Raw genomic sequence first — 11,759 nt, forward strand, 5'->3', positions numbered from 1 at the left:
ATACGGGCTCCGCCAAGAGAAGGGCCAGTTGGATCGAATGAGAAGCGGGAAGAGAGACGTCGCTATGCTCTTCGTCTATGGGGCTGCGGAGAATTACCTCGCCGATGAGGGAGGTCGGCTTGGTTTCGTCATCACGCAGACAGTGTTCAAAACGTCAGGCGCGGGTGATGGCTTTCGTCGCTTCCGGTACACCAATGCCGGGGGCAAGGTCTTCTGGTTGAGACCAACCGGCGTGGTCGACATGAGTGATCTTCAGCCCTTCGAAGGGGCGACGAACCGCACGGCGGTACTTGTTTGCGAGAAGTCCGCCAAGGCGTTCTCATATCCCGTACCGTATGAACGCTGGACCAAGGCGCGGAGGACCGGCACTCTGCGGAAGATCGACTCGAAAGCTGGTCTCACGGCAACACCGAGTCTCTTCTCGTTCACGGCGAGTGACGACCTGAAGGCGGTCCGAGCCCACGTGATCGTCACCGAGCTAGCTGCAGTACCGGTGGCGCGCGAAATAGAGACATCTCCCTGGCTCACTGTACGGGCAGATTCTTTGCCGGCTATTGGAAGGGTGCTCGGAAAGAGTGAGTACAAAGCACGCGAAGGCGTGAACACCGGTGGTTTGAACGGCTGCTATTGGTTGCAGGTCGTGAAGACCCTGAAGGACGGCCATCTGCTGGCCGAGAATCTTTGGAATGTGGGCAAGATAAAAGTGGAGCGTTGCTCTATGAGCCTGGAGCCGGATCTCGTATACCCGCTGTTACGCGGTCGCGACGTGTCGCGCTGGCGCGCGGCTCCGTCAGCACACCTACTTGCACCCCAGGATCCGAAGAAACAGCGCGAAGGTATCCCAGAAGCCGAGATGAAGCGACGATATCCCAAGACCTTCGCTTACCTCAAGAGGTTCGAGAAGCGGCTGGCGGCGAGACCGGACCGAAAGTACTATCCTGAAAGTGCCCCGTTCTACACGATGCGTAATGTCGGGTCTTACGCGCTCTCGCCGTGGAAGGTGGTGTGGCGAGAGCAGGCCAGCCAGATGACGGCGGCAGTGGTAGGAGGCGAGGCACGGCGCCCCGCGCTTCCAGATCATAAGTGCATGTACGTACCGCTGGCGAGCTCGCGCGAAGCACATTATCTCTGCGCCGTTCTGAACAGCACAATGGTTCGCGACGTAGTTGACGGCTACGTGGTTCAAACGGCCACTTCGACCCATGTGCTCGATCACGTGGCGGCGCCGAAGTTTGACGCAAGCAAGGGACCGCACGTCGAGCTTGCACAGCTCTCCGCTCGGGCTCACGCCCTCAAAGCGAGCGATCCCGAAGCAGATGTTTATGACATCGAGGCGCGGATCGACGAGATGACCACGGCACTCTGGGGATGAACTTGACACGGGACAGCGCGCGAGTATGGAAGGGCCACGCGTGAGCGAGCGCGGCACGATCGAAGGAATCGGAGCTGCGGGTACACAGCTAGGAGCGAGCGGCTTGATTCACGAGAGCGACACCGTTGTATCGCGCAATCCGCTCTACCGCGAGTACGGCGTCGCCAAGGTCCTCAAGGTCAAGAACAATCAGGCGAAGATCGAGTTCGCCCCCGGCTTGTTCTCGGCACCGCCCTTGTTTGCCCACACGAAGATCCTTCGATTGCATGAAATCGAGCGTGTCCCCGATCCGATCGAACGAGCGGACGCTGGGCAATGGGAGGAGCCCTGGCGCTTCGACTTCCGGCAGATGGCCGCTTGCTTTCTCACCGCCAACAAAGGCGGGCAACTCTCCAACGCTCGCACCGAACTGCTGCCACATCAGATTTTCATCGCGCACCACGTAGTCGCCAGTGCCAGGCGACGTTTCCTGCTGGCGGACGAGGTTGGCTTGGGTAAGACCATCGAGGCCGCCATGGTCTGGCAAGCGCTGCTGCAGCGCGGCCAGGCGCGCCGCACATTGATCATCTGCCCCGCCGGTCTCACCGTGCAGTGGCAGGAGGAGATGCTCGATAAGTTCGGTGAGTTCTTCGAAATCTTCGGCCGCGACTTCCACACCATCAACCCGCGCATTTGGGACCTGAAGACCTGCGCCATCGCCTCGCTGGACGCCCTCAAGCGCGAAGATCACAAGAAGAAGTTGTTGGAGAACCGCCGCTGGGACCTGATCGTCTTCGACGAGGCGCATCGGCTGAGCGCACGCGAGTACGGCAACAAGACGGAGAAGACGCTCAATTTCCAGCTTGCCGAAGACCTCAAGGAATACACCGACGCCTTGCTGCTCGTGACTGCGACGCCGCACCAAGGTGAAGAGAATCACTCGCGCTTCATCAATTTGATGAAGCTGCTCGACGACGAGATCGACTTCTCGAGCCTCGGGGTGGAGGACCTGCCGCTCTTCAGGGAAAAGCGCAACGGGCGCGTGCCGTATCAACAGTACATCTTGCGAACACCCAAGCTGAGCGTCACCGACGCCGAGGGCAAGCGCGTGTTCAAGGGGCGCAACACATATCCGTTGAGCTTCGAGATGCGTCCCGACGAGCGCGTCTTCTACGAAGCGGTCACGGCGTACATCAAGAGCGGTTACGCGATTGCCGAGAAGCTGACCGACGCCACCCAGCAACGCGCGCTCGGCTTCGTGCTGACGGTGTTCCAGAAGCTCGCCGCCAGTTCGAGCCGGGCCATCAAGGCGGCGCTGACGGGCAGGCGGATGCGCCTGCAAGATCGCTACAAGAAGATCCCACCGCCGCGGCAACGGGAGTTGGACCTCGACGAGCGCTACGAGGGTGAGTGGCAAGAGCGAAACGCCTTCCACACTGCCGTCGCTGGCTTCACGAAGAACGAGATCGAGCTGCTCGACGGGCTGATCGTGATGCCGGTGAAGCAGGAGCGCAAGTTGATCGAATTGCTCAAACTGGCGGATCGCATTTTCAGTGAGAGCGAGCGTGGCGATCGGGAGAAGATCCTGGTGTTCACCGAGTACCGCGAAACGCAGTCGATGTTGGTCGAGGCGCTGCACGGGCGATACGGTGAGAACGCCGTGGCGATCATCAACGGCGACCGCGATATCGACCAGCGTCGCGAGAGTCAGCGAGCGTTTCGCGACGACACTCACGTACACTTCCTGGTATCCACCGAAGCCGGCGGCGAAGGCATCAACCTCCAGTTCTGCCACGTGATGGTCAACTACGACTTGCCGTGGAATCCGATGCGTATCGAGCAACGTGTCGGCCGCATCTATCGCTACGGCCAGCAGAAGGTCGTGCAGATCTACAACTTCCGCTGCCGCGCAACCGTTGAGGAAACCGTGTACGGGTACCTGGAGAAACGCTTAGAGCGCGCGGCCGCCGCACTGGCCAAGGTCACGGGCGAAGAGCCCGAGGATATCATCGCCGCCATGCTCGGGCAGTTGGAGGGGGAGATCGATTACAACGAGATCTACAAACGTACGCTTGTGGAGGGGTCGTTGGAGCAGTCGCAGAAGGAGATCGACGACGGCGTCAAACGCGCCCAGCGCGCGTACGAAATCGCTACGCAGAGCTTGTTCCGCAACGTGGCAAGCTATTCTTTCGACCGCTACGCACAGCATCTCCGCAGCGGGGTGGGGCTCGCTGAGCTGGGCGAACTGGCAGAGCGCTTCCTCAAGGCGCAACGGCGCGTCGTGAAGCGGGCTGATGACGGCTCTTTAGAATTCCTGACGCCCGACGAGATCCGTTCGCGTGCGGTGAAGGAACGTTACTCACGTGCGACCTTCAACCGCGAGCTTGCGATCCGCGATCCGAGCGTTGAGTTCCTCGCCTTGGGCCATCCGTTCGTCGATGCGATGCTCCGAGCGTGCGGCGACGTGGATTTCGGCGGCTTCAGCGCGCAACGCCGAGTGAAGGTCGGAGGAGTGACTCCCAGGAACGGCTACCAATTCAACTTCGTGATCCGCAGCAGGGTCCAACGGCCGGAAGGCGAAGAGTACCTGTTTGACCTTCGGACTGTGTTTGTGACCGACGCCGGAAAGATCGACGAGCAGGCAGCGGTGCTGTGCGCATCGCACTACAGTGAGCCGGAGAACCATATCTCCTCACCGCGACTGGCAATCGGCGAGGCGTATCGGCTCGCTCGCAGCTATCTTGAAGAGACGGCCGAGCAGATCTGGGATTGGGACGAGGACGTGAGCGTGCTGAACGTGGCATGGGTGGCGCTGAGTTGAAACGCCGCGCCGGAATCACGTGCGACGAGGCCGACGGCAAAGACCTTTGCCGCGTCGCCATCCAACCCAGCCCTCGGCCGGTGTTCATCAAGGACGGCATCGACGAACATCTTTACATCCGCACCGGCAACTCCACCCGGCTGCTGACGACGAAGGAAGCCGTCGACTACTGCAAGAGCCGGTGGAAGACAGCCTGATGGCGCGGCACTGCATCAACTACGACATCAAGTACCGGCTCGGGCAGGACGGCGCGGAGGAGGCGGAGGAGTGAAGCTGGTCTGCTGGACAGCGCATGCCCTCAAGAATCTCGCCGATCGTGAGGTCGATCGGCTGCAAGCCGACCACGCACTCGCACAGCCTGAGTTCGTCACGCCGGGTCAGCCGCCCCGCCGAATCTTCATGCGCCGATACTTCGATACCCAGCTGCAGCAAGAGATGCTAGTGTGTCTCATTGTGGAGGAAACGCCCGACGAACTGGTTGTGGTCACCGTGTACCGGACGTCGCAGATCGCGAGGTACCTGAAAGGGGTGCAGCCATGAAGGTCACATACGACGAGGAAACCGATACCCTAACGATCGCGCTCCGCAGCGAGCGAATCAAGGAGAGTGACGAGGTACGCCCCGGCGTCATCGCGGACTTCGGCTACGACGGTGGCATCGTCCGCTTCGAGATCCTCCAAGCTTCCAAGGTCGTCGAGAAGGCGCGCGAGATCCAGTTTGCCGTTGGCGAGTAGCATCACGCTGGCGCAGTTGGTGGACTGGGCGGAGAACGCCACGATGGCTGGCGAGTTTGAGGAAGCAAGCGTGTCGGTGCTGGCGTGGGTCGTGTCGCGTCTGGGCGTCGCCGATGTGCGTACCTTTGGTCTCACCTGGGAGGATCGTGAGCAGTTGCTCGATCGACTCGGCTTCACCGCACGCGTGGAGATTGTGGCCGCTTGAACGATCGCCACGATCCCAATCTTGAGGTGCCAAGGGACGCCCCGAGAGTCTCTGCGTCGCAAGCCGCGGACAAATGACTCCGATCTCGCTCAGCAACCGCTCGTGCTGATCCACCTGCTATCCATTCGGTGTGACGACGGCGCGGCCTTGGATCTTGCCCTCGCGCAGACGCTGATACACTTGCGGTGCCTGCTCCAGGGGGAACAACTCGACTTGCGTCTTGATCCGTCCCGCCTGCGCCAACGTCATCACTTCGGTCAGCTCCGGGATGCTTCCGTAAAATGTGGATGCGACGGAGAGTTCGGTGGGGATACCGAGGTAGCTGAACGGCAGCGTGCCGCCGGCAATTCCGACGAGGGTCAGATGGCCCAAACGTCGCGCCACGCTGACCGCGAGCTGGAGGGTGCTGTCGGAGCCGACGATATCGAGCACCAACTCCGCGCCCGCGCCCTGGGTGAGTTCGCGGACATGCTCGGCGGCGCGGTCGTCGGCGGCAACGGCGGCATCGGCGCCGAGCGCTTTCGCCGCGGCGAGCTTCTCCGGTGCCAGATCGACCGCCACCACGCGAGCGGGCGACAGTGCCTTGAGGATCTGAATCGCCATCTGCCCCAGACCGCCGGCCCCGATCACCACAGCGGTCGATCCCGGGCACAGCAGCGACAGCGAGCGCTTGACGGCATGATATGTCGTCAGGCCAGCGTCCGTCAGCGGCGCGGCCTGGCGCGGATCGAGCCCGTCGAGCGGGCACAGAAACCGCGCCGCCGGCACGATCATGTGCGAGGCCATCCCGCCGTCGTGTCCGAGGCCGCCGCCGAAAAACAGCGGCGCCTTCTCGCAGTAATTCTCGGCGCCGACGCGGCACGCGGCGCAGCGGCCGCACCCCCACACACTATACACGATCACCGGGTCGCCTGGGGCCAGGCCGTCGACGCCGGGGCCGACTTCCTCGACCCACCCGGCGTTCTCGTGACCGAGGGTGAACGGCAGCGAGTACGGCAACGCGCCCTCGGGAAACTCCATGACGTGCAAGTCGGAGTGGCACAGGCCCGCGCCGGCGACCTTCACCATGACCTCGCCGGGCCCAGGCTCGCGGATGTCGACGTCACAGAACTCCGGTGTCGTTTGCCATTTCGTCATGCGATACGCTTTCACGGTACCCTCCTTATCCGCGCTCAGAACTTCCTCGGCATCGAAAACTCCCCGCGTCCGAGCTGCCGGTAATAGCCGACGAAGTCGTACGGGTGCGTGGCGGCAATGGCGCCGTGCTCGCAAATGGCCTGGCAGTTGTTGCAGCTGGCGCAGCCGCGAAAACTCTCCTTGACCCGTGCCTTCTTGTTGCCTTTCTCCCCAAACAGTTCGAGCACGTTGGCGGGGCAGACGACGGTGCACAACCTGCACCCGTCACAGGCCTCCAAGTTGATCTCGACGCGATGGAAGAGACACTGCGCCGCGTCGTCCCAGTCCGGGAAATGACGTCGTTCCTGCTTCGAGAGCAAAGCCATAGAGAACCTCCGCTTAGTAGAGAATGTCCTTCTTTCCGCCTTCGAACCAAGTGATCTCCTGCGTGTCACGCGCGATCAGGCGCGTTGGGTCGCCGACCGGATACCCCACAGCGATCGCCTCGGAGATTTCGTACGGCGATTCGACCCCAAAACGTGCGCACCACTCACGGCTCTTGTTCAGGAATTTGGAGAACCCGATCCAGCAAGTGCCGAGCCCGAGACTCTGCGCCGCCAGCACGATGTTCGTTCCGCAGATGCCGATGTCGATTTCCGACGTGCCGATGCCGCGCTTGTCCATGAGCAACAGGATCACCGTCGGCGCCCGATGAAATACGGCGAACCGCCCTTGGGCGATGGCCGTGATGGCGGTCATCGGTACCGGGTGCAGCATGTTGGGCTGCAGACGGTTGAACAGCTTCGCCTTGGCGCGGGTGGTGAAATGCTTGAAGGAGCCGGCCGGGTAGGTGGCGTAATCCAAACTGCGTGACAGCTTCTTGCACGCCGCGACGCAGAAATCTTCCATGCCCTGGATCATCTCCGCGTCGCGGACGACCACGAACTTCCACGGCTGACAGTTCCCCTGCGAGGGCGCGTAGCGGCCCGCCTCCAGCATCCGCCGGATCAAGTGGGCCGGTACCTGCGCGCGCTTGTACTTGCGGATGCTGCGCCGCCGCAACATGGCCTGTTCGACGGCATTCCAGTCGGCGCCTTCCGGCACCTCGATCACCTTGGACCGACGCCCGGCCTCTTCCTCGATCTCTTCCGGATCATCGAGCCGAAGGGTTACCAGGTTCAGATCAGACATCTCAGCCTCCTCATGGTGCCGCTCTCCGTCGTTCACTCTCCGGTCAGCGCCCGCAGGAGCGGGCGCCGTACCCAGCCCTCGGCCAAGGGGGCCATATAAAGGATGTGCGCGGTGCGCTCGGCGCAGCGCCAGGCGCCGTCCACCCGCCGATAGCGATCGACGTAGCGGCCCGCGCCCACGACCGCGTCACCAGTCGCCGGATGCTTGGCGGTCAGCTCGAAGTAACACGTTCCGCTCGCCGCCTCCCCGTCGATCACGATGCGCTCGTTGTGCACCGTGTGACACATGTCGTGGAGCAACGTGGCCACGACCTGCGTGAAGAAGGCGCGAATCTCGGCGCGGCCATTGGAGACGAACGGAGCGATGGCGCCGTTCGCATCTCGAAAGTCGCAACGCGCGTCCTCGGTGAACCACTGATCCACGAGTTCGTCGAATCGCAGGTCGTCGACGAGGAAACAGTAGGTCGCTTGCAGCTCGCGGATGTGCTCGCGGTCCTCGAGGTGTTGCACGCGGCGGCTGATGGCGTCGTCCATCCGTACCTTCCTTCTGTCTGGCAGCCTGTCGGACTTGGCAGCCGGCAGCGACCCAACACGTCCGCCGGAAGCCTCTGGAGTGCGGGCGGGGAGCGGGCCATAGAAATGACGCTGGCCGCAGGCCCTAGAGCAGCGACGCGCCGACCTGTGCCAGCAGGTTGTTCTCGCCGTCGGCGATGGTCAGTGCCGTGGCGTCGCGGAGGAACATCTCGGCCGGGTACTCCTTGGTCAGGCCGTTGCCGCCGAGGAGCTGGACGGCGAGCGTGGCGACCTCGAGCGCCGCCTGGGTGCAGAACACCTTCGAGCCGATGGAATACTCGAGCCGTGCCGCCTGGCCGCTGGTGATCGCCGTGACGGCGCTCAGGTAGGCGTCGCGCGAGAGCGAGCGTGTCGCCTGCAGGAGCGAGAACATGCGGAACAGACGCGCGCGCACCGACTGGTGCTCGAAGATGGGCCGGCCGCCCTGCACCCGCTCCTTGGTGTAGGCCAGGGCGCACTCGTATGCCGCCCGCGCCAGGCCCGTCGCCACACAGCCGACGCCCGCGTTGAAGCCCGCAAGGTGATTTTGCATGTAGCTCGCGTAGGTGTCCGGCTGCACGACCATCCAGTGACGGGGAATCCGCACGTCTTCGAAGAACAGCTCGCCCTGCGGCAGCGTGCGGGCGCCGTGTTTGTCGAGCGCACGGCCGCGTGAGACGCCGGGAAGATTGAGCGGCAGCAGACAGACGCCGCTCATGCCCAACCCGCCTGCGGGATCGAGCTGCACGTTGAGCATCGCGTGGGTTGCCAGCGGTGCGTTCGACACCCACGCCGCCTTCTGTCCGTTGAGGATCCAGTGATCACCGTCGGCGCGCGCCTGCAGCTGCGCCCGGGCCTTGATGCGCATCTCCGGCCGCATGTTGCACAGCCAGTCCGAGCCGTGATCCGGTTCGGTGATGGCCCAGCAGCCGCGAATCGAGCCGTCGGTGCAGGCGTAGAACGGCAGCGCGAACTCCTGAATCACGTCGCTGTTGCCGCTCAGAAGCGCCACGTCGGCATGGGTGGCCGCGAGGAAAATGACCGCCGCCAAACCGAGGTTGCCCCACGCCAGCTCCTCGTACACCAGGTAGCTCGTCTCCGCCGACACGCCGAGACCGCCGACCATGGCCGGCGCGCGCAAGCGCGTGTAGCCGAGATCGGCCGCCTGGCGCAGCACGCCGTAGAGCGCGGAGCCGGGGGCGACCACCGCATCTGACGGGAGCCGATCGAGCGCAATGCCTGCCGGCCGCAGTACGTCTTTGGCGAACGTGCGAGCGGCGTCGCGCATGTCACGTTGCTCGTCGGTGATCGACGGATCGTAATCGCAGTAGTCCATGATGCCTCCCAAAAAAGCTGTCAGCGGTCAGCCAGACTTGCCGGCTTGGCTGATGGCTGACAGCTGACGGCTGATAGCTATTTTCTCACCTCGATGAATCGCGTCTTGTGTGCACTGCGTTCGAGCTCGTTTGGGGCCAGCCATGCAATCTGCGGCGTAAGCTTGAGGCGCTCCTTCATCGCCTTCAGCATTTCCGCTTCGAGATCCGGCAGGGCGGACTCCGCCGTCTGCTCGCCGCGCTCGATGCGCAGCTTCAGCGGCGGCACGACGCGCGGCGGCGGCTCGTCAAGGCAAATGCGGAACTCGCCGGTGACCCGCGGGATGAAGCTGGTGATCACGCTGTCGATTGCCGCCGGATAGACGATGACCCCTTTGACCTTCAGCATGTCGTCGACGCGGCCCATGATGCGGTAGCGAAAGCCGGTGGCGCCGCACGGGCACGGTGATGTCGTCACCTGGTGAATATCGCCCATGGTGAGGCGAGTCCAGCCCATACCGCCGCCGACGAGCGACGTGAACACCGCTTGGCCGGTGGCGCCGTCGGTGAGCGGGATCGGATCGAGGGTGTCGGTGTCCACCAGCTCGTAAATCGCCAGGTCGTCGGCGATCGAGTGCATGCCTTGATACTCCGGGTAATCGCACGAGCATCCCAGGCCGGCGCCGGCGTCGAAGAGTTTGCCGCCGTATGCCGACTCGATGCGCTGGCGTACTTCGGGAATGCCGGCGCCGGGCTCGCCGCCACACATCAGGATACGGATGCCCAGCGACGAGATCGGGGTGCCCAAGACCTCGGGCGCGCGCTCGATCATGTGCTCGGCCAGGGACGGTGTGCACGAGATCACATTGCCGCGGAAGATGCGCGCGGTGGTCAGAATGCGGGCGACGCCGGCCTCGGCGCCGACGGGAATGCACATCACGCCGTCGTCGGCGTTGAATTGCAGCGCCGGCACGCCGGCGAGAAACATCGACAGGGCGAAGGCGTGCACCAGCCGATCGCCGGGACGCACCCCGCAGCGCCAACGCATCCGCCGCAGGGATTCGCCCCACAGCTGCTCGATGTCGGAGCGTGTGAGCGGATAGGGCTGTGGCTCTCCCGTGGTGCCGGAGGTGGCGGCCATGCATACCAGGTCCGAGAGCGGTACTGGGAGAACCTCGTCCAGGAAGCGGTAGATGTCCATGCCGCATTCCACGAACAGCGCACGGAAGTGTTCCTTGGTGAACGGCGGCAGTGCGCGGGCCCAATCGTCGAGCGTCTTGATGTCGCGGCTGTCGCGCACGCCGCACGCCTCCATCTGTTTGCGAAAGTACGGCGCGTGCTCGAAAAGCTGGCCGACCCGCTGGCGCAGCCGATCGAGCTGCAGGGCCTGGATGCGTTCGGTGCCGAGGTGCGGCTCGATCTCCATGTTCCAGTACGGTCGGTCGATCATCAATTATCCCTTGGAGGTGGAAATGCCGTGGCGTCCAACTCCGTCGGCCGCTTGGCTGTCAGCAGGCGAATTCGCCGCTCGCCCGGCGTCATACCTTCTGCACCTCCACGGTCACGCCGCGCGGCCCGAAGTTCGGTGCTCCGTACAGGGCACGGTAGTGCAGTTGTCCGTAGTCGCCGGCGAGATGCAGTGTCTTCCAGGGAGACGGGATAGGCTCTTGCTGCCCCTTGTGGTGCGCAAACTGAAAGTTCTCCCAAGCGTGATAGATCATGACTTGCCCCGGCTGAACGGAGGGCGCCACCTTGACCACGCACTCGAACGCGCCGACGTCGTTGAAGATCCGGACGCGGTCAAGGTCGGCGATCTGGCGGGCGAGGGCGTCGTCCTTGTTTATGTAGAGCACCGGTTCACCCCGTTGCAGCCGCAACATGGTGGCCTCACTGCGCCAGATGGTGTGGATGCTCCAGCGCGTGTGGCCGCCCGTCATGCGCAGGGGGTAGTGCCCGCCCGCGGCGGGTGGAGACTTGTGCACCGGCAGCGCCTCGCCGGCCGCGATGAACCAGTCGTGGTCGAGGTAAAACTGCTGGCGCCCGGTGAGTGTCGGCCACGACTCCTTCTCCTCCACCTGCCAGGCGTTCGGGTACAGCGGGCGCGTGAAATCGACGTCGGTGCACATGTGGTTGAACATGCCATAGGGTCCGTTGCGCTTGACGGGGACGACGCCGCGCTTGATGGCCTCGTCCCAGGTCGTGCCTTCGCAGATCTCCGAGCGCTGGAAGATGTAGTCCATGCCGGTGCGCGGGTCGGCGGGATTGAAGGTGCCGCCGTCGCTCCAGACATCGAAGACCCGTGCCAGATCCAGATCCTTGCCAAAGGCATCCTTCACCCAGGCGCCGAGGCGCAGGCCGCCGCCGGGCTTTCCCTGGTTCCCGGTGAGCCCCATGAGCAGGGCGAACGAACGGTGCATGAGATCGCTGTGATAGTGCTTGCAGGCGCCGGTGGAGGCGTAGATCAGCGCCGCCTTCGC

Annotated in this window: 13 protein-coding genes; 6 read left to right on the plus strand and 7 right to left on the minus strand. The window is 63.6% G+C overall.

Annotation, left to right across the window (positions count from 1 at the left end; all coding sequences use genetic code 11):
- The first annotated feature begins 463 nt into the window (after positions 1–463).
- The 6 genes from VF515_19380 (at position 464) to VF515_19405 (ending at position 5,111) form a co-directional block, all read left to right on the plus strand.
- Complete coding sequence (locus VF515_19380) at positions 464–1,372, plus strand: hypothetical protein (GenBank protein HEX7409798.1); 909 nt, start codon at positions 464–466, stop codon at positions 1,370–1,372.
- Between the two features lie 103 nt (positions 1,373–1,475).
- A complete protein-coding gene (locus VF515_19385) occupies positions 1,476–4,172 on the plus strand; it encodes a helicase-related protein (protein ID HEX7409799.1) in 2,697 nt (898 codons plus the stop codon).
- Positions 4,154–4,369: a hypothetical protein gene (locus VF515_19390; GenBank protein HEX7409800.1), complete on the plus strand. Its 216-nt coding sequence runs from the start codon at positions 4,154–4,156 to the stop codon at positions 4,367–4,369. The genes VF515_19385 and VF515_19390 overlap by 19 nt, the downstream gene beginning before the upstream one ends.
- A 70-nt stretch (positions 4,370–4,439) precedes the next feature.
- Positions 4,440–4,712 carry a DUF4258 domain-containing protein gene (locus tag VF515_19395; protein ID HEX7409801.1) on the plus strand — a complete coding sequence of 91 codons (273 nt, stop codon included), beginning with the start codon at positions 4,440–4,442 and terminating at the stop codon, positions 4,710–4,712.
- On the plus strand, positions 4,709–4,906 hold the full coding sequence (locus tag VF515_19400; GenBank protein HEX7409802.1) for a DUF2283 domain-containing protein: 198 nt from the start codon (positions 4,709–4,711) through the stop codon (positions 4,904–4,906). Before VF515_19395 ends, VF515_19400 begins: the two co-directional genes overlap by 4 nt.
- Positions 4,896–5,111, plus strand: a complete 216-nt coding sequence (locus tag VF515_19405) for a hypothetical protein (GenBank protein ID HEX7409803.1) — start codon at positions 4,896–4,898, stop codon at positions 5,109–5,111. The genes VF515_19400 and VF515_19405 overlap by 11 nt, the downstream gene beginning before the upstream one ends.
- 117 nt (positions 5,112–5,228) lie before the next feature.
- On the opposite strand, the gene VF515_19410 is transcribed toward VF515_19405, so the two are convergent.
- From VF515_19410 to VF515_19440, 7 genes are all read right to left on the minus strand, one after another.
- Entirely contained in the window at positions 5,229–6,263 is a 1,035-nt protein-coding gene (locus tag VF515_19410; GenBank protein HEX7409804.1) for an NAD(P)-dependent alcohol dehydrogenase, read from the minus strand.
- A 20-nt stretch (positions 6,264–6,283) separates the two neighbouring features.
- The gene (locus VF515_19415; protein ID HEX7409805.1) at positions 6,284–6,613 is read right to left on the minus strand and encodes a 4Fe-4S dicluster domain-containing protein; all 330 of its coding nucleotides are present in this window, start codon (positions 6,611–6,613) and stop codon (positions 6,284–6,286) included.
- Between the two features lie 13 nt (positions 6,614–6,626).
- Positions 6,627–7,418 (minus strand): nitroreductase family protein, encoded by a 792-nt coding sequence (locus tag VF515_19420; GenBank protein ID HEX7409806.1) that lies wholly within the window; start codon positions 7,416–7,418, stop codon positions 6,627–6,629.
- 32 nt (positions 7,419–7,450) lie between these two features.
- Positions 7,451–7,951 carry a nuclear transport factor 2 family protein gene (locus tag VF515_19425; GenBank protein HEX7409807.1) on the minus strand — a complete coding sequence of 167 codons (501 nt, stop codon included), beginning with the start codon at positions 7,949–7,951 and terminating at the stop codon, positions 7,451–7,453.
- 124 nt (positions 7,952–8,075) lie between these two features.
- Positions 8,076–9,305 carry an acyl-CoA dehydrogenase family protein gene (locus tag VF515_19430; protein HEX7409808.1) on the minus strand — a complete coding sequence of 410 codons (1,230 nt, stop codon included), beginning with the start codon at positions 9,303–9,305 and terminating at the stop codon, positions 8,076–8,078.
- Positions 9,306–9,382: 77 nt separating this feature from the next.
- Positions 9,383–10,732: a phenylacetate--CoA ligase family protein gene (locus tag VF515_19435; protein ID HEX7409809.1), complete on the minus strand. Its 1,350-nt coding sequence runs from the start codon at positions 10,730–10,732 to the stop codon at positions 9,383–9,385.
- 88 nt (positions 10,733–10,820) lie between these two features.
- On the minus strand, positions 10,821–11,759 hold a 939-nt coding region (locus VF515_19440), incomplete at its 5' end, for a molybdopterin dinucleotide binding domain-containing protein (GenBank protein HEX7409810.1).

This window comes from Candidatus Binatia bacterium (assembly GCA_036382395.1).
GTDB lineage: Bacteria > Desulfobacterota > Binatia > HRBIN30 > HRBIN30 > JAGDMS01.

What these genes read in the sequence shown, in the direction of transcription:
- VF515_19390 (HEX7409800.1), top strand. Translation starts at nt 4,154, where the DNA reads ATGGGTGGCGCTGAGTTGAAACGCCGCGCCGGAATCACGTGCGACGAG.
- VF515_19400 (HEX7409802.1), top strand. Translation starts at nt 4,709, where the DNA reads ATGAAGGTCACATACGACGAGGAAACCGATACCCTAACGATCGCGCTC.
- VF515_19415 (HEX7409805.1), bottom strand. Translation starts at nt 6,613, where the DNA reads ATGGCTTTGCTCTCGAAGCAGGAACGACGTCATTTCCCGGACTGGGAC.
- VF515_19420 (HEX7409806.1), bottom strand. Translation starts at nt 7,418, where the DNA reads ATGTCTGATCTGAACCTGGTAACCCTTCGGCTCGATGATCCGGAAGAG.
- VF515_19425 (HEX7409807.1), bottom strand. Translation starts at nt 7,951, where the DNA reads ATGGACGACGCCATCAGCCGCCGCGTGCAACACCTCGAGGACCGCGAG.
- VF515_19430 (HEX7409808.1), bottom strand. Translation starts at nt 9,305, where the DNA reads ATGGACTACTGCGATTACGATCCGTCGATCACCGACGAGCAACGTGAC.
- VF515_19435 (HEX7409809.1), bottom strand. Translation starts at nt 10,732, where the DNA reads ATGATCGACCGACCGTACTGGAACATGGAGATCGAGCCGCACCTCGGC.